Genomic DNA, 21,623 nt, shown 5'->3' on the forward strand with positions numbered 1-21,623 from the left:
AGATCATTCTTTTTCGATCGGCGCAAATTTTGCGAGCAGGCGTTTGATGCCTGTCGGGCTCGGGAAGGCGATATCGAGTTCTGTTTGTTCGCCGTCGCCTTTGACATTGACGACAGTGCCTGTGCCCCATTTTTTATGCTTCGCGCGGTCGCCTGTTTTCCAGCCTAAGCGGTCGCCGCCGGATTGCTGGTAAGAGGGCTTCATGACCGCTTTTCGTCTCGGCGCCTGCTTATAGCTTGTCGCTGCGCCTGCACGGTGGTTGGCAATGGTTTGTTCGATCAGCTCTTCCGAAATTTCGGAAATAAAGCGCGACGGCATATTGAAATTGCTCTTGCCGAAAATCGTCCGTGACGAAGCATGCGTCAAATACAGCCGTTTCTCGGCGCGCGTGATGCCAACATACGCCAAGCGCCGTTCTTCTTCCAATTCTTCCTCGTCATTATTCGAACGCGAATGCGGAAAGACGTTTTCTTCCAGCCCCGCGATGAACACGACCGGGAATTCCAGGCCTTTCGCTGCGTGCATCGTCATGAGGATGATCGGGCCATCGCCTTGTTCTTCTTCCTCATCCAATGAATCGATGTCCGCGATCAAAGCCAAATCGGTCAAGAACGCCACTAATGACTTATCGTCGCTTTGTTTTTCAAACGCTTGCGTCACTGTCAGGAATTCATCCAAGTTTTCGAGGCGGCTTTCGCCTTCAATGGTCTTGTCATTTTGGAGCATCTGGCGATAGCCGGATTTCTTCAGCACTTCTTCCACCAATTCCGTCACCGACAAAAATTCCTGCATTTCGGTGAATCCGGCGATCATTGCCCGGAATTCAAGCGCAGTCTGTGCGGTTTTCGCCGTCAAGCCCATGAAATCCGCTTCCTGCAAGGAATCCATGATGGTGCGGTCCTGTTCGATCGCAAAACGCGCCATTTTCTCAAATGACGTTGCACCAATGCCCCGTTTCGGTTCATTGATGATGCGCGCGAGCGACAAGTCATCTTCGTTATTGGCAATCAAGCGCAAATACGCGAGCAAGTCCTTGATTTCCTTGCGGTCATAGAATTTCGTGCCGCCGACGATTGTATAGCTCATATTCGATTTGACGAACATTTCCTCTAGAATACGCGATTGGGCATTGGTCCGATAAAGAATGGCGAAATCAGAGGTTTTGTATCCTTCTTCCTGCATGAGGTTTTGGATGGTCTGGACGATGTACTGGGCTTCCTGGCGCTCATCGCCTGCTTTATGGAGCGTAATCGCAGGCCCTTCGTCATTATCGGTACGCAATTCTTTCGGGTAGCGGCTCGTATTTTTCTGGATGACGTCGTTTGCCGCCTTCAAAATGCGTTTGGTCGAACGGTAATTTTGTTCGAGCATAATTACTTTGGCATCCGGATAATCCTTTTCGAACGACAGGATATTGGTAATATCCGCCCCGCGCCAGCGGTAGATCGACTGATCGGAATCGCCGACAACGCAAATGTTCTTGAATTTCTTCGCCATTAGCTGCACCAGTTGATATTGGGCATTATTCGTATCCTGATACTCATCCACATGGATATAATGAAATTTATCCTGATAATATTCCAGCACATCCGGTACGGTTTCAAAGAGTCTCAAGGTCATCATGATCAAATCATCGAAATCGAGCGATTGGTTTTTCTGCAATCGCTTCTGGTAGCCTGTGAACACTTCCGCAACCGTTTTTTCATATGGGTTAAATTGATTGGCATTGGCCGCGAAGGTTTCCGCGTCAATGCATTCATTTTTTGATGAAGAAATAGCGTTCAGCATCGTTCGTGGTTCGTATTTTTTCGGATCCAGGTTTTGCTGCTTCAAGACATTTTTGATGACCGTCAATTGGTCGGTCGTATCCAAAATCGAGAAGCTTTTCGAAAAGCCCAGCCGGTCGATATTGCGGCGCAAGATGCGCACACACATCGAGTGGAAGGTCGATACCCACATGCGGTCGCCGGTCCCGTGGCCAAGCAGCCCATCGATTCGATTACGCATTTCACGTGCCGCTTTATTAGTGAACGTAATCGCCAGGATATTGGACGGATAGACTTGTTTTTCCAGCACCAAGTATGCAATGCGATGTGTCAGCACACGTGTTTTCCCAGATCCCGCACCGGCCATGATCAATAGCGGGCCTTCTGTTGTTTTGACTGCTTCTTCCTGCTCGGGGTTCATTCCCCGCAACAGATTTTTTGTGATTAATTCCATTGTGCACCACCTCGAACGTTTGTTCCTTTTATTATAACGATTGCTCAGCCGTTTCCGCAACTGCCTTGACGGTCGCAAGCGCTTTGTTTAGATCTTCGTATATGATATTACCGACAACGATCGTGTCGCTGATGCCTGCCATTTCCTTGGCGCGCTCCGCTGAATCGATGCCGCCGCCGTAAAATAACCGTGTATTAGACAGCACCGATGCGGCTTTCCGGACAAGTTCCGGATTGCCAAACATGCCGCTGTACTCCAGATAAAAGATCGGCAGCTTGAAAAAATGCTCCGCCATGCGCGCATATCCGAGCACATCCTCTTCTGTCAAGGATGCATCCGCCCCGGTTAAGCTTGCCGCTTTGCAGTCTGGATTCAAAATGCAATAGCCTTCCGGCACGATTTCCGTCCAGTCCATAATCTCGCCGTATTCACGGATCGCCTCGTGATGGAGGCCTTTGATCCATTTCGGATCGTTGCTATTGAGCACCGTCGGGATGAAATAATAATCAAACCCTGGCGTCACCGATTCGACCGTCGACACTTCGAGCGCCACCGGCACCGAATAGCGACGCACGCGAGCCATCAATTCTAAGACATTGTCGAGTGTGACATCATCACTTCCGCCAATCAAGATGGCATCAGTCCCGGATTCGCAAATTCGTTCCAAATGTCCAGCTGAAATTTCTTTTGCAGGGTCTAATTTAAAGACATGGCGCCATGTTTGAAAGTCCACAGGTATTCTCCTAACTGTACTTTTGTTTTCATCTTTCCATTATAACAAAAGATCAGCCAACACTCCGTTCCCATCCATCCACAAATGAGCGAATTAGCGCATAAAAAAACTGACCAGCGGCTTTCGCTGGTCAGTCTTTTGGTAGTTCTACTTGTTTTTCTTCCGGATAGAGCACATCAAGCATTTCCTCATAAGCATCATTGCCGTAGTTGAGGCAGCGGCGCACGCGGGAAATCGTCGCTGTGCTCGCACCCGTTTCGTTCTTGATTTTTTCGTAGGTCTTTTTCAAGCGCAGCATATGCGCCACTTCAAAGCGCTGCGATAACGATTGGATCTCGCTGATCGTGCACAAATCATCAAAAAAACGATAGGCTTGTTCTTTATTTTCCAATGCCAGTACCGCTTCGATCAATTGATCGGTCTGCGGTCCTCTTATCTTATCAACTTGCATGCACATTCAACGTCCTTTCATTGCTCTTCGATTGTTCCCGCTGTTACGGGCTATACTGAACCGCCTGGCCAATTCCCGGTGAATCCGGAATAATATGGACCCAGGTTTTTCCTTGCGTCAAATCAGCTATCTCATTTACTGCGACTGGCACAAGCATGCCACCTTCTTCGCGCCACATGATTTCCTGCACACGGCCATCACGGAACAACAATGCTCGCCCGCCTGATGTCAGATCGATCTCTTGGCGGCCTTTAGCATCGATTGTTTCATGGGCAGTTTCAATGACCAGCACATTAGCGACTTCGATACGCTGTGAAGTTTCCTTATCTGCAGTCGCGGTTCCGCCCGATGACCGGCTGTAAAGCTGCGACTCAGCATCGTAAGTATAGGCGCTCGCAAAAAGCGGATCCCCACCGTAGGTTACTTCTATAGAAGCAGCTTGTTCTCCTAGTTTATCATTACTGCCCGGTGCAGAGAAAGTATAAGGTGCTTTCATACGGTAATTGGATGAAGCGCCAGTCATCTCCATCGCAAGTTCGACATTTTCATAAGTGATATAGGAATTGTGAGGCGCCACACGGTCCAATGAACGCTTGAACAAAGTTCCGTCATATTGCATGCCATTGATATGGTCGACCACTCCCGAATCAAGCAATTGCTTTGCTTCCGGACTGTAGCCATGGGCGATGAAAAACGCATCGTATGCGTCTGCTAATTCGACAAAATAATCGCGCGCGCTGCGGACAGGCCCGATGTTCACGGGAAACTCGCTTTGATAAAGCGCCAAAAATCGCGTGATATTGTATTCAGCAATCAACTCAAATACCATATCAGCTTCTATCAAACCCGTTTGCGGCCGGGCCGCCGGATGATTATTGATGACTGCCATCACTGCCCGCCTGTCGTATGGCCCGTCTTCTTGCATGCCTGTGAACGGGGCTGTGGTGAGCACTTCCTCTGGCACTTCAGGCGCCTCCGGGATTGCTGGATTTTCGGGCGTTTCCTGCTCTCCCGCTTGTTCCCTTCCGATCAGCCAAAAAACCAAGACAGCTGCAACAAGCAGCAAAGCAAGCAAGATCAGCCATTTTTTCATCCCTGTCACCTCATGAATGCCGGGAATAAGATGGTTTTATTCATCACATCGTATATCCCTTTTTGGGTAATGCGGACGTACGGCAAATGGGTCGCCATCAAGAACAATAATGTATAAACAGCGTCGCCATGTTCATAGCCGCGCTCTTTCAATGCCTTCTTCAACGCAGTTTCCTGTTCCATCAACGGCTCCATCGGCAAATCGGACATGATGCCGCCAATAGGCAACGGCAATTCACAAATCGTCTCGCCGCCTTCAACCAAGACGATACCGCCCTTGAGGCGCTTCACCTCTTCAAACGCTTTCCACATGTCTTTTCGGCTTTTGCCGATCAAGACGATGTCTCCCGTATTCGTATAGGATGAAGCAAATCCATCGACTTCGGTCGCAAAGCCTTTGACCAAAGTATTGACACGCCATTTGCCATTTTTATCGAGGAGCATAAGAAAGCTTTCGCCATGTTCTTTCGATAAGCGTTCGACGTTCGTATCGACACTCACGGAATACGGCTTGGTGATGACATCGTTAACCATTTCCACGCCAAAAGGCATCGAGAACTGGAAATCGTCATCGCTCAAATCGAACTCAAGGTTCAATTCCGGCAGCACCGACCAATCCACATTATCGAGCGAACGTACTTTCTGCCCATCGCGCTTGAGCCAAACCCCTTTTGAAATGACGCCGCTTGGTACCGGGTTGTCGATCGAATCGAGGATGTTCAAATTCGCATAGCGCCCCGTCGCGATCAAGCCATGCAAGCTCGTCAAGTTGTAATAGCGTGCCACATTATAAGAAGCCATCATATAGGCATCGATCGCCGGAACGCCTGCGTCAAGCGCGATTTGGATGCACAAATCCATCACGCCGTCTTTATGGAACACCGGCGTCGAGCCATCTGTTGTCATCATCAGTTTATCGAACACATTCAATTCCCGCTCGACAATCCCTGACAAGAGTTTCGGCAAATCCGGGCGAATCGAGGAATGTCGCAGTGTTACGCCATAGCCATGCAATAAACGCATTTCCACTTCGTCGACGGTCATCGCTTCATGGTCCCCGTCAGCGCCCAGCAGCTTCATGCGCGCCAGAGTCTTTTCTGAAGCTCCCGGGAAATGTCCTTCAATCTTTTTCAAGCTGATTTTCGCTTTTTGGATCCAATAAAGCATCTGGTCATCGCCAGCCAATAGTTTCGGCCAGCCCGTCAATTCACCGCCAAGGATAACATCCGGACGCTCCAGCCACTCGCCGACCGCTTTCGACGTGAATTTTTGGTCTTCCCCGACAAGTTCCGTCTGAGAGTCGAATCGCGTCCACCAATAAAACGTGAACGGCAGCTCTGCCATGCGGTCAAGCAATGTAAACGCTTTCTCGTTTTCTAATGATAAAAATAATGGCAAGTTGTCTGAGATGAACCCGGTAGTTCCACCTTGTGCAGCATAATCAGCGAATTGCTGGGGATTGTAGAGTTGATAAGGATGGACATGCGGCTCGATATAGCCAGGCACGATCCACTTGCCGCTGACATCTACCACTTCCGTCGAATCATCGATTTTCGGCATGTCTTGCCCTGCGTAGATGATACGGTCTCCGTTGATCCATATGTTTCCATTCATCCATTTTTTAAATATCCCGTGCAGATATGTGGCATTCGTCAGCACAAGATCCGGGGACAATTCTTTCGATACAATCTTCAATTGTTTCCGTATTTCTGTATTTCTCCATAAAGGGTTTACCATCCGAAGGCACCTGCTCTCTATTCAATATCCATATATCGTATACTAGCATAATTATGCATTTTTTTACAGAGAATGACGTGAAAACGTACCCCTCTTATGCGGAATCGGACATAAAAAATCCACGTCTCAGTGACGTGGATTTTTGTTTATTTATTGACCGGATCGCTGAAAGGCTTCAGAATATCCTGCTGATCTTGCTCTTTTCTCGTCAATACGTCCGAAACCGGATCATACGACTCGCCGTAAAAATGCTCGTCTTTGTACGTATGGATGTCTTCATACATTTTTTGCATTGCTTCGAAAATCTCTTCTTCGGTTTCACCGTTCGGCGCCCAGTAAAGAATTTCCATCGAGTTTTCTTCGCCAGTCGCTAGCGAACGGCGGCAGTAGCCGATTGACGAGGCATGTTCGAAACCTTCACGTGCATAAAAGCGCAAGCGTTTTTCGGAATCCGTGTCTTCGTAATCGACCGGTTCGACTTCCAAAATGATCGGCTTGTCCTTATCCTTGAGCATTTGCAAAGTTTTCTTGCCGATGCCCATGCCACGCGATTCTTTTGACACAAACAAATAGTCGACGAACGAAAAGCTTGGGAATTCCGCATACATCAAGACGTGATACGGCCCCTCGTCTTTGTAGTAGACACTGCCTTTTTCCTTCAGCAATGTGTCCATATGTTCTTTCGATTTCATTTCCTCCACTGGGAAATATTGATTCAGTTTTTCATACCAGTTCATCATTTTTGCTCCTTCCGAGTTTGAATGCCCTGCTGGTTTTGTTGGTTCCGAGGTACTGATGGGTAAAAATTGGAGTTTAGTAAAAGAGGTAAAAGTGGGCTTTTGAAAATCCTCTGCAGCGCGATGCTGCATAAATAAAATGACACAGTTCCACGATGAAATTGTGCCATTCTATTATAACAATTATTCACTTAAATTGCACGCCAACCGATATCTGTGCGGTAAAATAACCCGTCCCACTCCAATTTCCCGAGTGCTTGATAGACGGTTTTTTGAGCGTCTGCCAATGTCTCTCCGCTGCCTGCGACAAGCAATACACGGCCGCCGTTTGCTGTAAAGCGGCCTTCTGAACGCTTCGTGCCGGCATGAGTCACCGCCACTCCCTGCAATTGCGCAAGCTCCGGCAAGACCGCGCCTTTTTCCACAGTTCCCGGATAACCGTCCGCTGCAATGACCACGCCGAGTACAGTGCGCACGTCCCATTCGAGTTCCATTTCCCCTCCATCCAAAATGGCCGCGATAAATGCGCCAAGGTCGGTCTTAAGGCGAGGCAAGACCACTTGCGTTTCGGGATCGCCAAAACGCGCATTGAATTCGATTACTTTTGGGCCACTAGCCGTCAAGATGATGCCAGCGTATAAAATGCCATTGAACGGAGTGCCTTCACTACTCATCGCTTCTACCGTAGGGCGCACGATTTTTGCGAAAGTCTCATCCACGACCGATTCCGAAATCTGCGGCACTGGCGAGTACGCACCCATGCCACCGGTGTTCGGCCCCTTATCGCCATCAAACGCGCGCTTATGGTCTTGTGAGATGACCATCGGATAGATCTTGCCATCCTGGACGAAGGACATAAAGGAAAATTCTTCCCCGTCCAAAAATTCCTCGATGACGACGGTCGATCCCGAGTCGCCAAATTTCTGGCCATCCAGCATATCCTTTACCACATCGATTGCTTCCTGTTCACTTTGGGCGACGACAACGCCTTTCCCAGCAGCGAGCCCATCAGCTTTGATGACAATCGGCGCTCCTTGCTGCTTGATATATGTTATAGCTTCTTCTGTATTTATAAAACTTTCATAAGCTGCGGTCGGAATCGCGTATTTCTTCATCAATTCCTTAGCGAACGCTTTGCTGCCTTCGATGCGCGCAGCTGCTTTATCGGGACCGAAGATCTTCAAGCCGCGTGCTTCAAAGAAATCGACGATGCCTTCTGAAAGCGGCTGTTCAGGCCCGACGAATGTAAAGGCGATATCATTGTCTTTAGCGAACGCTGCCAAAGCTGCGAAATCCGTCTCGTTTATGTCTACGATCTGTGCGTCTTGTTCCATGCCGTCATTGCCAGGCGCCACATAAACTTTCGCGACCGATGGCGAGATGGCGAATTGATGGGCAAGCGCGTGTTCGCGCCCGCCTTTACCGATAACCAATACGTTCATAGCCGTGCACCTCCGATTAATGTTTGAAATGGCGGACGCCTGTAAAGACCATCGCGATGCCGTGCGCGTTCGCCGCATTAATCGACTCCTGATCTTTTTTCGAACCGCCCGGCTGGATGATCGCTTTGATGCCGGCTTTCGCTGCGGCTTCCACCGTATCGGACATCGGGAAGAAAGCATCCGATGCCATCGCTGCGCCTTGCGCTTTTTCAGCTGCCTGCTCAAGTGCAATGGCGGCTGCCCCAACGCGGTTCATTTGCCCTGCGCCTACGCCTAAAGTCATCGACTCGTCGCACACGACAATCGCATTAGATTTAACATGTTTCACAACGCTCCAGCCTAGTTTCAAGGCTTTGAGTTCTTGTTCTGTTGGTTGTCTTTCTGTTACGACGCGGATATCTGCATCTTCATAGCCGAATGCATCCGGCTCCTGGACGAGCAAGCCGCCTTCGACAGTCACTGTATTCCATTTGTCGCGGCGTTCTGTTTCAAACGGCACCGTCAACAAGCGGATGTTTTTCTTTTTGCCGAGTTCTTCGAGTGCCTCTTCTGTAAATGCCGGTGCGATGACGATCTCGAGGAAGATCTGCGACAATTGCTCAGCTGTCTCGAGGTCGACTTCACGGTTCAAGGCGACAATGCCGCCGAAAATGGAGGTCGAATCCGCTTCATACGCTTTTTTGAACGATTCGAAAAGAGTAGCACCGGTCCCGACGCCGCACGGGTTCATATGCTTCACCGCGACACTTGCCGGCATCGTAAATTCCTTGATGATTTGAAGTGCGGCGTTAGCATCTTGGATATTGTTATAGGAAAGCTCTTTGCCGTGCAATTGCATAGCATGTGCGATCGAGAAATCTGAACCGAGCGCACTCTTGTAGAACGCTGCTTTTTGGTGCGGGTTTTCCCCGTAGCGCAGCGCTTGGGACAATTCATATGTAAGGGTCAATTGTTCCGGATACTGTTCATCCGTCAGCTCCGTTAAGTAATTGGAAATATACGCATCATACGCCGCAGTATGGCGGAATACTTTCGCTGCGAGTTTCCGGCGCAGCTCAGGGCTCGTTGTTTGCTCCTCGCGCAGTTCTGCAAGTACCGCTTCGTAATCAACGGAATCGACGATAACCGTCACGTAAGCGTGGTTTTTCGCCGCCGAACGCAACATCGTCGGGCCGCCGATATCGATGTTTTCAATGGCATCATCAACTGTCACATCCGGTTTTGAAATCGTTTCGCGGAATGGGTACAAATTGACGCAGACAAATTCGATCGGTGCGATGCCGTTATCGTTCATTTGCTGCTGGTGTTCGCTATCGTCGTGTTTCGCGAGCAAACCGCCATGGATCAGCGGATGCAAAGTTTTCACGCGTCCACCTAAAATTTCAGGGAATCCGGTCACTTCGTCGACTGCCGTCGTCGGAACGCCATTGTCTTCCAAATGCTTGCGCGTGCCGCCTGTCGACAAGATTTCCACATCCATCTTCACTAATTCACGGGCAAACTCCAAAATGCCGGATTTGTCCGATACGCTCATCAATGCTCTTCTTTTCATTCATGGACCTCCTAGACCGACTGCTGCCGGCTGAATAATTGCTTCAAACTCTCAGGGTATAATTGGTGTTCGATTTCATGGATTTTGCGTTCTACTGTCTCACGGTCCGCACCGTCTACCGCAAACGAACGCTGTGCGATGATCGCTCCCGTGTCCATCCCTTCATCGACAAAATGCACGGTGACTCCCGCATCTTGCGCGCCTGCATTAAGCGTCTGGCCGATGGCATCTTTTCCAGGAAACGCTGGCAGCACCGATGGATGGATATTAACGATGCGGTTTTCATAAGCAGCGAGTAAAACCGGGCCAATCAACCGCATAAATCCGGCCAGTACGAGCCACTCGACACCCGCTCCCTTTAATTTTTCCACCAGCATCGACTCATATGCCTGTTTAGACGCATAATCACGCGGTGTAAAAGACAACGCCGGCACTCCTGCCTGCTTTGCCCGTTCCAATACAAACGCAGACGGTTTATCCGCCACGACCAAAACGATGTCCGCATCGAGTCTTCCGTCTTGAGTTGCTTCGTAAAGCGCTTGAAAATTAGAGCCGTTTCCAGAAGCGAAAACGGCCATTTTTGTTCTATTTTTCATGTAAAGTCCCGTCCTGACTGCCTTGGAACTGGACACCCTCTATTTCTGTCACGCGGCCGATCACATAGGCCTTGTCACCGCTCGCTTCTGCTGCCTGAATCGTTGCCCCAGCATCCGCTTCAGAAACGGCCACTGCAAATCCGATACCCATATTGAACACTGAATACAAATCACGGTCTGCCAGTTCACCTTTTGTTTTCAAAAGCTCAAACACCGGAAGCACCGGCCAAGAGCCAAGCTCGACCTCAACGCCTAGCCCATCAGGCATCATGCGCGGCAAGTTTTCGATAAATCCGCCGCCCGTAATATGTGCCATGCCGTGGACGTCAGCTTGCGTGCGGATGGACTGAACCGTCTTGGCGTAGATTTTAGTCGGCTCGAGCAGCAAGGTTTCGAGCGTGCCGAGCTCTTCAAAGCCCGCCACTTTCTCATCCAAAGAACCTTCCTGGTCGCCGAATAAAATATGGCGCACAAGTGAATAGCCATTCGAGTGGATGCCGCTTGAAGCGAGGCCAACTAGCACATCACCCGCTTGGATGCGCTCGCCTGTCACGATATCCGTTTTTTCAGCAGCGCCGACCGCAAAGCCGGCAATGTCATATTCATTCTCATCGTAAAGCCCGGGCATTTCAGCGGTTTCGCCGCCAATCAATGCGGCGCCTGCATCCACGCAGCCATCCGCAACACCTTTGACGATTTGTTCAATTTTTTCGGGAACCGCTTTGCCGCAAGCAATATAATCGAGGAAAAACAAAGGTTCCGCACCTTGTGCGACGATATCGTTGACGCACATCGCCACACAATCGATGCCGATCGTATCGTGCTTATCCGCCATAAAGGCCAGTTTCAGCTTCGTGCCGACACCGTCTGTTCCGGAGACGAGAACCGGTTGTTTCAAATTCAGCTCGGACAAATCGAACATGCCGCCGAATCCGCCAAATGCACCGAGCATTCCGGTACGTGCGGTACGTTCAACATGAGATTTCATCCGCTTGACGGCCTCATAGCCTGCTTCGATATTGACGCCTGCTTTTTCATACGCTTTAGACACTTCGGTTCCCCCTATTTCACTTTTTCTTTTTCGTGCGGTAACACGGTATCTGGATAGATATTTGTTGGGTATTCGCCAGTGAAACATGCCAGGCAATGGCCGCATTTCGAACCTGGATCCGTGCGGCCGATGTTTTGTACCATCCCGTCAACCGACAAAAATGTCAGTGAATCCGCTCCGATGATTTCGCGCATCTCTTCCACTGTATTATTCGCAGCAATCAATTCACCCGATGTGCTAATATCAATGCCATAAAAACAAGGATTCTTGATCGGCGGCGAACTAATCACAACATGAACTTCCGTCGCTCCCGCTTCTTTCAGCAAAGCGACGATACGCCGGGAAGTCGTTCCACGAACAATCGAGTCGTCCACCATGACAACGCGTTTGCCTTTGACCACTTGGCGGACCGGAGACAATTTCATCTTAACGCCGCGTTCCCGCATTTCCTGTGAAGGTTGGATGAACGTTCGGCCAACATAGCGATTTTTGATGAGCCCGAGCTCGTACGGGATGCCACTTTGTTCGGAAAAGCCAATTGCGGCAGAGATACTCGAATCAGGAACACCCGTGACGACGTCCGCATCGATGTGAACTTCTTTCGCCAATTGCTTGCCAAGCCGTTTTCTTGCCGAGTGGATATTGATGCCATCAATATCCGAGTCCGGACGGGAAAAATAGACGTACTCCATCGTGCAAATGGAACGCTCTTCTGGATAAGCAAAACGTTCCTTGCGCATGCCGTCATCATTCACAATGAGGAATTCCCCAGGTTCTACCGAATGGACAAGTTCCGCACCGACAATATCGAATGCGCAAGTTTCAGAAGCAACTATCCACGCATCTCCCATTTTCCCTACTGACAAAGGGCGTAATCCGTTCGGGTCGAGTGCCACAAACATGGCCTCTTCTGTCAGAACTAAACACGCAAATGCCCCTTTTAACAAAGACAAGGCGTTTTTCGCTTTTTCTTCAAAGCTTTCGTAACCGCTGCGTTTGATCAAATGCGCAAGCACTTCTGTATCGGAAGTCGTTTGGAAAATGCTTCCTTGACGCTCCAAATGCCCTTTTAATTGAGTTGCGTTGACCAAATTGCCGTTATGCGAAATCGCCAGGCTGCCGGTTGTCGAGTTGAACAGCAAAGGCTGGACATTTTCGATGCCGCTGCCGCCTGCTGTTGCATAGCGGACATGACCAATTGCTGCAGTACCGGTAATCTGCTCCAATTTCTCGGGAGTGAACACTTCACTGACCATGCCTTCGCCTTTTAAAGCGCGTAAAGCTTCTCCATCAGTCGAAACGATTCCTGCGCCTTCTTGGCCGCGGTGTTGCAAAGCATGAAGCCCATAATACGTAAGTTGCGCTGCGTTGGTGTGGCCCCAAATGCCAAAAATCCCGCATTCTTCGTTTAAGCCTCTGATTTCAGCAAGCATGGTATAGCCCCTTTCCAGGCGGAGCGGAGCGTTTCGACCGATTCATCGATCCATACGGCTCCATCTTCCCCTTTGACGATCATGTGATCACCCGTGACTTCACCGATTTTCCGTGCATCTTTCACCGTTTCCTCGAACGCTTGTGCCTGTTCAGGCGACACCGTCAGCAAAAAGCGCGATTGTGTTTCACTGAATAAAGCGGTTGTCTTAGAACCGGCAAGGCTTACGTCTACGCCAAGCCCGTTGCCGAAAGTCTTCTCAGCCAAAGCGACAGCGACGCCGCCTTCCGCTACGTCATGAGCCGACTGAACTAAACCTTGCTGAATGGCAGAAAGGATAGCGGATTGGCGTTGTGCTTCGACGTCCAAATCGATAGATGGCGCTTTTCCGAAAATACGGCCTTCTACCATTTTCTGCAATTCGCTGCCGCCGAATTCTGTCATGCTGCCGCCGACAAGATAGACGAAATCGCCTTGCTTTTTCGCATCTTGCGTCGTGACATGCTTCAAATCTTCGACCAGCCCGACAAGTCCGATTGTCGGCGTCGGGTAAATCGCTGTGCCGTTTGTTTCATTATATAAAGAGACGTTTCCGCCAATAACTGGTGCGTTCAATTGAAGGCAAGCTGCCGACATGCCGTCAGCCGCTTTTTCAAGCTGCCAGAAAATCTCAGGTTTTTCCGGGTTGCCGAAGTTCAGGCAATCGGTGATCGCAAGCGGGCGCCCGCCTGAGACGATGACGTTACGCGCCGCTTCTGCGACAGCAATCTTGCCGCCTGTTTCTGGGTCAAGGTAAATATAACGGGAGTTGCAATCCGTTGTCATCGCAAGGCCTTTATTCGTTCCGCGCACACGGATTACCGCAGCGTCAGAGCCAGGCGAGACGACTGTGCTAGTACGCACTTGGTGATCGTATTGATTATAAATCCATTCTTTCGAAGCGATAGTCGGCTGCTTTAATAATGAAACCAACGTCGCCTGATGGTCTTCCACTTCCGGCTCTTCGTTCGGCAAGCTTTGGAATTCGCGGTAATATTCCGGCACGCTCGATTTTTGGTGATAGACTGGCGCATCTTCTGCCAGTGCGTCGACCGGCACTTCTGCAACGATTTCGCCTTTATGCTTCAAGCGCAATGTGGAATCGTCCGTTACCCGTCCGACTGTCACGGCATCAAGGCCGTATTTTTCGAACAGCTCGACGATTTCCGGTTCGCGCCCTTGTTTGACAACGATCAGCATACGTTCCTGGGATTCCGATAGCATCATTTCATAAGCCGTCATGCCAGTTTCACGTTGCGGGACATGATCCAAATCCATCTCGATTCCAGATCCGGCTTTTGACGCCATTTCCGCTGAAGATGAAGTGAGTCCTGCAGCACCCATATCCTGTATGCCAATGAGTGCATCGGATTTCACGAGTTCCAGGCATGCCTCAAGAAGCAATTTCTCCATGAACGGGTCACCCACTTGAACAGCCGGGCGTTTTTCATCGGATGCGTCCGTCAACTCTTCTGAAGCGAAGGTCGCACCGTGAATGCCGTCGCGGCCTGTTTTTGCGCCTACGTACATGACCGGGTTGCCAGTTCCTTTAGCGACGCCTTTTTGGATATCTTTATGGTCGATTAAGCCGACGCACATCGCATTGACAAGCGGGTTGCCATCATACGATGCATCAAACTGCACTTCGCCTCCGACCGTCGGAATGCCGATGCAATTGCCGTAGCCGGCGATGCCTGCGACCACTTCCTCGAACAAATATTTGACGCGCGGTGTTTCAAGTTCGCCGAATCGCAGCGAGTTCAACAGCGCGATCGGACGAGCGCCCATCGAGAACACGTCGCGGATGATGCCGCCGACGCCTGTCGCTGCTCCTTGGTAAGGTTCAATGGCCGACGGATGGTTATGGGATTCCATTTTGAATACAGCTGCCTGGCCGTCGCCGATATCGACGATGCCTGCGCCTTCTCCTGGGCCCTGCAACACGTGGTCGCCTTTGGTGGGGAATTTCGATAGGACCGGTTTGGAGTTTTTATAGGAACAATGTTCAGACCACATAACAGAGAACAAACCTGTCTCGGTGTAATTCGGCGTTCTGCCGAGAATATCTTCGACCATTTTGAATTCAGCATCCGATAAACCCATTTGCTTATAAAGCTGCTGCTCTTTAATCTGCTGTGTGTTCGGCTCAAGCGTGACTGACATGCGATTCCCTCCACTGTTTAACGATTGATCTGAATAATGGCAAGCCGTCCGTTCCGCCGATCAAGTCGGAAACGGCGCGCTCCGGATGCGGCATCATGCCGAGCACATTGCCGCGTTCGTTGATGATACCCGCAATATTATTACGGCTGCCGTTGAAATCCTCTGCGTATGTGAAAACGATTTGGTTATTGTCCTTCAAATGCTGGTACGTCGCATCGTCGCAATAATAATTGCCTTCCCCGTGTGCGACCGGAATGCGGATTTCTTCGCCTTCTTTATATTCATTCGTGAATAAAGTATGGGCGTTCTCGACTTTCAAACTGACGGTTCCGCAAGTGAATTTCAAATTCTTATTTCGCATAAGCATTCCCGGAAGCAATCCTGCTTCCGTTAGAATTTGGAACCCGTTGCAGATGCCGAGAACCGGTTTGCCGGCTTCCGCCGCTTTGCGTACTTCGTCCATGACACCTGAAAAACGGGCAATCGCTCCTGCGCGCAAATAATCCCCGTATGAGAAACCACCTGGAAGCAAGATTCCGTCATAACCGCTTAAGTCGTGCGTATCATGCCAGACATATTCCGCTTCTTCTCCAAGTTCATCCTTGATGGCGTGATACATGTCTAAGTCACAATTCGACCCTGGGAAAACAATCACTGCGAATTTCATTGCGAGACAACCTCCTCGATTTCGTACCTGTAATCTTCAATCACTGTATTCGCAAGCAGCCGGTTGCACAATTCATCGACCAAAGCATCTACATCACGTTCACTGTCTCCAATGACCAGTTCCAAATATTTGCCGATCCGGACATCCTGGACCTCGTCATAGCCCATTTTATGGAGCGATCCCATCACAGCAGATCCTTGTGGGTCGAGTACACTTTCACGCAATGTCACATACACTTTTACTTTTTTCATCAGTTTTGTCCTCCCAGTCGAGATAAAATGAGTTCATAAGCATCCGTCAAATTGCCGAGGTTCCGGCGAAATACGTCTTTATCGAGTTTCTGTTTCGTTTCCTTATCCCATAGGCGGCACGTATCGGGGGAAATTTCATCTGCCAACAGGATTTCACCGTTTTCATCACGGCCAAATTCAATCTTGAAATCGACCAAATCGACACCGATTTCCTGGAAAAAGCCGATCAATACATCATTGATCTTCCGCGCATTATCTTTCAAGACCGCCACTTCCTGCTCTGTCGCAAGCTGAAGCATGGCGACATGATCATCCGTAATCAGCGGATCGCCAAGCTCATCGTCTTTCAAGTAAAACTCGACGACTGGCTTTTCGATCTCTTTGCCTTCATCGAGCCCAAGGCGTTTCGCCATGCTGCCGGCGACGATATTGCGGACGACGACTTCGATAGGTACGATGCTCACTTCGCGCACCAATTGCTCGCTATCAGACAACTGCTTCACAAAATGGGAAGCGATGCTATTTGCTTTTAATTTCTCAAACAGCAAAGAGGTGATTTGATTGTTCAAGCGCCCTTTGCCTGAAATCTCTTCTTTCTTCTCTCCGTTGAACGCAGTGGCGGAATCTTTGTATTCCACCCAAAGAATGCCTTGCTCGTCCGTTTTATACAGACGCTTCGCTTTTCCTTCGTACAATAGCTGAGCTTTTTCCATGATTGATGCCTCCGTTTAATTTAATTCGAGACGGTTGAAGATCATATCGACTTGCTGCAAGTGGTGGTTGTAATCAAAGCAATCATCCAGCTCTTCTTTCGTTAGCTGTGATGTGATCGTGTCATTCGCTTCGACGACTTTACGGAAAGACGTCTGCGTTTCCCATGCTTCCATCGCGCAAGGCTGTACCGTATCGTATGCCGCTTCGCGAGCCATGCCTTTATCGATCAATGTCAAAAGTACACGCTGTGAGTAGATCAATCCTAAAGTCGAATCCATATTGCGCTTCATATTTTCTGGGAACACCGTCAAGTTTTTGACGATATTACCAAAGCGGTTGAGCATATAGTTCAAGGCAATCGTCGCATCTGGCAAGATGACGCGCTCTGCAGAGGAATGCGAGATATCGCGTTCGTGCCATAGCGATACGTTCTCATAAGCAGTCATCATATAGCCGCGAATAAGACGCGCGAGGCCAGTCATATTTTCAGAACCGATTGGATTACGTTTATGAGGCATTGCGGAAGATCCTTTCTGCCCTTTGGCGAAAAACTCTTCCACTTCGCGTGTTTCGGACTTTTGCAAGCCGCGGATTTCCGTCGCGAATTTTTCGACCGATGACGCGATTAATGCGAGTGTGCTCATATATTGCGCATGACGGTCACGCTGCAAAGTTTGTGTGGAAATCCGCGATGCAGCAATGCCTAAGTTCTTGCAGACATATTCTTCAACGAAAGGATCGATATTTGCATACGTTCCAACCGCACCGGACATTTTACCAGTTTCAATCGATTTTGCTGCCGCTTCAAAACGCTCCAGGTTACGCTTCATTTCTTCGTGCCAAAGTGCCAATTTCAATCCAAATGTTGTCGGCTCTGCGTGGACACCGTGTGTGCGGCCCATCATCACTGTCATTTTATGTTCTTTTGCTTTCACCGCTAAAATATCAATAAAGTTCGTTAAATCTTTGCGCAGGATTTCGTTCGCTTGCTTTAATAGATAGGAAAGCGCCGTATCGACAACATCCGTCGAGGTCAATCCGTAATGAACCCATTTGCGCTCTTCCCCAAGTGTTTCTGAAACAGCACGAGTAAAAGCCACTACGTCGTGACGAGTTTCTTCTTCAATTTCTAAGATGCGGTCTACAGAAAAACCAGCATTCTCACGGATTTTCGCCACGTCTTCTTTTGGGATATCGCCGATTTCTGCCCAAGCTTCACATGCAAGGATTTCTACTTCCAACCATGCTTGGTATTTGTTTTCTTCTGTCCAAATGGCACCCATCTCCGGGCGTGTATAACGTGCGATCATAATCTATATCCTCCAATTATTCCGGCCAAATGCCGGATGCGTCGATTTCTTGTAATGTCTGATTTATGTCTTCTGTCAAAATGGTCACATGCCCCATCTTGCGTTTATGCTTCGCTTCGTCTTTGCCGTATAGATGAATTGACCAGTCCGGGTAATGCGCGATTTTCGTCGTCAGCTGCGCTACATGTTCACCTAACACATTCACCATCACAGCAGGGCTCCACAGCTTCGGTTCACGTAATGGCCAGCCGCAAATAGCGCGGATGTGCTGATGAAACTGCGAGATGTTCGTTGCTTCTATTGAATAATGTCCCGAATTATGAGGGCGTGGAGCCAATTCATTCACCAGAATTTCCCCATTCGGCAGCACAAACATTTCGACAGCCAAAGTCCCGATCATTTGCAGATGCTCAGCTATCGCCTCTGCTGCAATTTTTGCCTTCGTTAACGTTTCTTCGCTAACACGTGCCGGAACTATTGTTTGATGCAATATATGGTTTTTATGGACATTTTCTCCTATTGGCAATATAGCCGTTTCACCTAGTGTATTGCGCTGAATCACAACAGATATTTCCATCGTAAAATCTATAAACGCTTCCGCTACACAATCTCCGTTTTGAAATAAGGATTCAGCTGCTGCCAATTGCTTTTCACTCTCTACCATTTGCTGGCCTTTTCCGTCATAACCACCTCTAGCCGTTTTAACGACAAAGGGATACTCCAAATGAGCGATCTGCTTTTGCAATTCGTCGAACGAAGAAGCTTCTATATAATTCGCTACGGGAACTCCAGCCTCACGGATCGCCTGCTTTTCAAGAATCCGGTTTTGCGTGACCCCAATCAGCTCAGCCCCTTGTGGTACATAAGTGATTTCAGCTAGGTGGCGAAGCCCGTCTACATCAATATTTTCAAACTCGTATGTGATGACATCGCTCACTTCCGCTAATTCTTCCAAAGCTTGCGAATCGTTAAATGGAGCAACAATTTGGATATCCGCAACTTGCCCAGTTGGTGAGTCCATGCCTGGGTCTAAGACAGCAATTTTAAAACCTGCCTCCTTAGCAGCTAACGCCATCATGCGGCCTAATTGTCCTCCACCGATAATCCCGATAGTTTGACCAGGTAAAATTGTTCTCGTCACACCAAATCACCCGAACTTTCCAAAACAGTTTCTGCAGTCCGTTTGCGTCGTTCTTCCAAAGCTTCCGCTGCATCGTGATCAACCGTCCCTAGAATTTGAGCAGCCAAAAGTCCGGCATTGACTGCACCGGCTTTCCCAATTGCCACAGTTGCAACTGGCACACCGCCAGGCATTTGAACGATTGACAATAAAGAATCCATTCCATTCAATGCTTTTGACTGAACCGGAACACCGATGACCGGCAAGGTAGTCTTCGCTGCCACCATCCCTGGTAAATGAGCAGCACCGCCAGCCCCTGCAATAATGACATGCAAGCCCTTAGCACGTGCCTCCTCCGCATAACTGAACATTAAATCAGGAGTCCGATGGGCTGATATCACTTTTTTTTCATAACCAATCTCTAATTCATCCAGCACGTCGCAAGCGTGTTTCATCGTTTCCCAGTCACTCGAGCTTCCCATAATGATGCCGATTCGCGGATTCATTCAATAACCTCTCTTTCAAAAGTAAAAAGCCCTCAAATAAACTGCTCACATGACGTGAAAAGCAGTTTACTTAAGGACTTTGATTCAACGAAAACATACGTGATGGCATAAAAAAGCACATCCTCCGTTATAAGTACCATAAGTTGCTTTCCCGCATAGTCCGGACATTTACGGTGTCCTGGTAGAGACGCAGAGGCCGATTCCTCTGCATATATGGGGTTTCCTTATTAATCATAACAAGATGATTCATATGCGTCAATGGTAAAGTCGAACAATAACCAAAACACACCTTTTAACGTTCGTGTTTTTTACTCATCTTCTGCTAGTTTTCGATTTTATTCCCTTTAAACTTAATAATCTGGCGAACAGGTACGGGCGCTCCATTAATTTCTTCAAATAAGGGCTCTTCTTTTCGTCCAACAGCCATGTACCCCTCTTGTTCCATACGGTTCAGGCAGTCTTCCATCGTTTCATCTTCCTGTACTTCGAACCAGATTGTCTTTTTACTCATTTAAATAATCTACCTCTTTTCACTTGTTTTACCCAGAATCCACCATGAATTGTTTTTGGTTCATAGGCTATAATAAAAGCTTTTGGATCGATTTCCTGAATAGTTTTATATAATTTCAATTCCCATTTCCGAGGAGTCAAAATCTGCATGGCTTGACGTCCACCATCTCTCCCATTTGCCTCCCAATCAGTTACTCCATAGCCTTTTTCACGCAACTTCTGGGGAAGCTCGTCACTTTCATCGTTACTAATAACATTAACTGTTATATAGCCGAGCGCCATCTTCTCCTCAATTTTGGAACCGATAACAACTCCAGAGCCATAGCCGATCGCATAAGCAATCAGATTTTGAATTTGATCTAAATTATCCAGCACAAGACCTAGACCTACTATATAGATAACTACTTCAATCATGCTGACAAACGCCGCCATATAGCGGAAGCCTTTCAATGTCATAATCATCCGCACTGTAAAGAACGTGACATAGACAATATTGATAGAAAATATTATTATAACCATCAACCATGGGTTAATATCCAATTTCTGCACCCTTTCCTTCGCAATTAAATTTCATATTAGGTCAATCAAAGTGCGAATGCAAGAGGGAATAGACCTTGTTTCAGAAAAAATAAAAATGATTTCATACAAAAAAGGCCGTTACCGGAATGAACCGGTAACGGCCTTTCAACTTGCCCAGCGACGTCCTACTCTCACAGGGGGAACCCCCCAACTACCATCGGCGCAAAAGAGCTTAACTTCCGTGTTCGGGATGGGAACGGGTGTGGCCTCTTTGCCATCATCACTGGACTGGTTTGAGCTTGTTCGCTCAAAACTGGATAAATCGACATTGAATTATGGAAACGCATTTCAGTTATTGGTTAAGTCCTCGATCGATTAGTATTCGTCAGCTGCACGTGTCGCCACGCTTCCACCCCGAACCTATCTACCTCATCGTCTTTGAGGGATCTTACTTGCTTGCGCAATGGGAAATCTCATCTTGAGGGGGGCTTCGTGCTTAGATGCTTTCAGCACTTATCCCGGCCACACATAGCTACCCAGCGATGCTCTTGGCAGAACAACTGGTACACCAGCGGTGTGTCCATCCCGGTCCTCTCGTACTAAGGACAGCTCCTCTCAAATTTCCTGCGCCCGCGACGGATAGGGACCGAACTGTCTCACGACGTTCTGAACCCAGCTCGCGTACCGCTTTAATGGGCGAACAGCCCAACCCTTGGGACCGACTACAGCCCCAGGATGCGATGAGGTAGATAGGTTCGAGGTTTGGCACCTCGATGTCGGC

General features: G+C 48.8%; 20 protein-coding genes, 2 rRNA genes and 1 riboswitch. All 22 genes read right to left on the reverse strand.

Translation table 11 applies throughout. The features are described 5' to 3' along the window. Nucleotides 1-3 precede the first annotated feature (3 nt). Entirely contained in the window at nucleotides 4-2,220 is a 2,217-nt protein-coding gene (gene pcrA / locus KTG14_RS15860; protein ID WP_216971808.1) for a DNA helicase PcrA, read from the reverse strand. Between the two features lie 31 nt (nucleotides 2,221-2,251). After that, nucleotides 2,252-2,953, reverse strand: coding sequence for a heptaprenylglyceryl phosphate synthase (gene pcrB / locus KTG14_RS15865; protein ID WP_216971809.1), 702 nt, complete (start codon nucleotides 2,951-2,953; stop codon nucleotides 2,252-2,254). A 130-nt stretch (nucleotides 2,954-3,083) separates the two neighbouring features. Continuing rightward, the gene (locus KTG14_RS15870) at nucleotides 3,084-3,404 is read right to left on the reverse strand and encodes a YerC/YecD family TrpR-related protein (RefSeq protein WP_216971810.1); all 321 of its coding nucleotides are present in this window, start codon (nucleotides 3,402-3,404) and stop codon (nucleotides 3,084-3,086) included. 43 nt (nucleotides 3,405-3,447) lie between these two features. Further along, nucleotides 3,448-4,497 carry a DUF3048 domain-containing protein gene (locus tag KTG14_RS15875; protein WP_216971811.1) on the reverse strand — a complete coding sequence of 350 codons (1,050 nt, stop codon included), beginning with the start codon at nucleotides 4,495-4,497 and terminating at the stop codon, nucleotides 3,448-3,450. A 5-nt stretch (nucleotides 4,498-4,502) separates the two neighbouring features. Continuing rightward, the gene (locus tag KTG14_RS15880; protein ID WP_216971812.1) at nucleotides 4,503-6,233 is read right to left on the reverse strand and encodes an adenine deaminase C-terminal domain-containing protein; all 1,731 of its coding nucleotides are present in this window, start codon (nucleotides 6,231-6,233) and stop codon (nucleotides 4,503-4,505) included. Between the two features lie 146 nt (nucleotides 6,234-6,379). Next, nucleotides 6,380-6,970: a GNAT family N-acetyltransferase gene (locus KTG14_RS15885; RefSeq protein ID WP_216971813.1), complete on the reverse strand. Its 591-nt coding sequence runs from the start codon at nucleotides 6,968-6,970 to the stop codon at nucleotides 6,380-6,382. Nucleotides 6,971-7,161: 191 nt separating this feature from the next. Beyond that, nucleotides 7,162-8,412: a phosphoribosylamine--glycine ligase gene (gene purD, locus KTG14_RS15890; protein ID WP_216971814.1), complete on the reverse strand. Its 1,251-nt coding sequence runs from the start codon at nucleotides 8,410-8,412 to the stop codon at nucleotides 7,162-7,164. Nucleotides 8,413-8,428: 16 nt separating this feature from the next. Continuing rightward, nucleotides 8,429-9,964: a bifunctional phosphoribosylaminoimidazolecarboxamide formyltransferase/IMP cyclohydrolase gene (gene purH, locus KTG14_RS15895; RefSeq protein ID WP_216971815.1), complete on the reverse strand. Its 1,536-nt coding sequence runs from the start codon at nucleotides 9,962-9,964 to the stop codon at nucleotides 8,429-8,431. Nucleotides 9,965-9,975: 11 nt separating this feature from the next. Continuing rightward, nucleotides 9,976-10,560 (reverse strand): phosphoribosylglycinamide formyltransferase, encoded by a 585-nt coding sequence (purN, locus tag KTG14_RS15900; RefSeq protein WP_216971816.1) that lies wholly within the window; start codon nucleotides 10,558-10,560, stop codon nucleotides 9,976-9,978. Continuing rightward, the gene (gene purM, locus KTG14_RS15905) at nucleotides 10,550-11,611 is read right to left on the reverse strand and encodes a phosphoribosylformylglycinamidine cyclo-ligase (RefSeq protein WP_216971817.1); all 1,062 of its coding nucleotides are present in this window, start codon (nucleotides 11,609-11,611) and stop codon (nucleotides 10,550-10,552) included. Before purM ends, purN begins: the two co-directional genes overlap by 11 nt. Before the next feature lie 11 nt (nucleotides 11,612-11,622). Beyond that, complete coding sequence (gene purF / locus KTG14_RS15910) at nucleotides 11,623-13,044, reverse strand: amidophosphoribosyltransferase (RefSeq protein ID WP_216971818.1); 1,422 nt, start codon at nucleotides 13,042-13,044, stop codon at nucleotides 11,623-11,625. Next, the gene (gene purL, locus KTG14_RS15915; protein WP_216971819.1) at nucleotides 13,020-15,245 is read right to left on the reverse strand and encodes a phosphoribosylformylglycinamidine synthase subunit PurL; all 2,226 of its coding nucleotides are present in this window, start codon (nucleotides 15,243-15,245) and stop codon (nucleotides 13,020-13,022) included. Before purL ends, purF begins: the two co-directional genes overlap by 25 nt. Then, nucleotides 15,229-15,912 carry a phosphoribosylformylglycinamidine synthase subunit PurQ gene (gene purQ, locus KTG14_RS15920; RefSeq protein ID WP_216971820.1) on the reverse strand — a complete coding sequence of 228 codons (684 nt, stop codon included), beginning with the start codon at nucleotides 15,910-15,912 and terminating at the stop codon, nucleotides 15,229-15,231. Before purQ ends, purL begins: the two co-directional genes overlap by 17 nt. Then, entirely contained in the window at nucleotides 15,909-16,163 is a 255-nt protein-coding gene (purS, locus tag KTG14_RS15925; protein WP_101189854.1) for a phosphoribosylformylglycinamidine synthase subunit PurS, read from the reverse strand. The genes purQ and purS overlap by 4 nt, the downstream gene beginning before the upstream one ends. Next, nucleotides 16,163-16,876, reverse strand: coding sequence for a phosphoribosylaminoimidazolesuccinocarboxamide synthase (gene purC, locus KTG14_RS15930; protein ID WP_216971821.1), 714 nt, complete (start codon nucleotides 16,874-16,876; stop codon nucleotides 16,163-16,165). Before purC ends, purS begins: the two co-directional genes overlap by 1 nt. A gap of 15 nt (nucleotides 16,877-16,891) precedes the next feature. Further along, nucleotides 16,892-18,187, reverse strand: a complete 1,296-nt coding sequence (purB, locus tag KTG14_RS15935; RefSeq protein WP_216971822.1) for an adenylosuccinate lyase — start codon at nucleotides 18,185-18,187, stop codon at nucleotides 16,892-16,894. Nucleotides 18,188-18,203: 16 nt separating this feature from the next. Next, nucleotides 18,204-19,328 carry a 5-(carboxyamino)imidazole ribonucleotide synthase gene (gene purK / locus KTG14_RS15940; protein ID WP_216971823.1) on the reverse strand — a complete coding sequence of 375 codons (1,125 nt, stop codon included), beginning with the start codon at nucleotides 19,326-19,328 and terminating at the stop codon, nucleotides 18,204-18,206. Beyond that, complete coding sequence (purE, locus tag KTG14_RS15945; protein ID WP_216971824.1) at nucleotides 19,325-19,813, reverse strand: 5-(carboxyamino)imidazole ribonucleotide mutase; 489 nt, start codon at nucleotides 19,811-19,813, stop codon at nucleotides 19,325-19,327. Before purE ends, purK begins: the two co-directional genes overlap by 4 nt. 136 nt (nucleotides 19,814-19,949) lie before the next feature. Then, nucleotides 19,950-20,050, reverse strand: a riboswitch (purine riboswitch). Between the two features lie 85 nt (nucleotides 20,051-20,135). Next, nucleotides 20,136-20,324, reverse strand: coding sequence for an NETI motif-containing protein (locus KTG14_RS15950; RefSeq protein WP_216971825.1), 189 nt, complete (start codon nucleotides 20,322-20,324; stop codon nucleotides 20,136-20,138). Then, nucleotides 20,321-20,842: a DUF2179 domain-containing protein gene (locus KTG14_RS15955; RefSeq protein ID WP_216971827.1), complete on the reverse strand. Its 522-nt coding sequence runs from the start codon at nucleotides 20,840-20,842 to the stop codon at nucleotides 20,321-20,323. Before KTG14_RS15955 ends, KTG14_RS15950 begins: the two co-directional genes overlap by 4 nt. 172 nt (nucleotides 20,843-21,014) lie before the next feature. Beyond that, a 5S ribosomal RNA gene (gene rrf, locus KTG14_RS15960) occupies nucleotides 21,015-21,130 on the reverse strand. A gap of 67 nt (nucleotides 21,131-21,197) precedes the next feature. Continuing rightward, nucleotides 21,198-21,623, reverse strand: a 23S ribosomal RNA gene (locus KTG14_RS15965); the annotation flags it as partial.

Origin of the sequence: Planococcus sp. CP5-4_YE (genome assembly GCF_019042655.1) — a bacterium.
In the GTDB taxonomy this organism is placed as follows: domain Bacteria; phylum Bacillota; class Bacilli; order Bacillales_A; family Planococcaceae; genus Planococcus.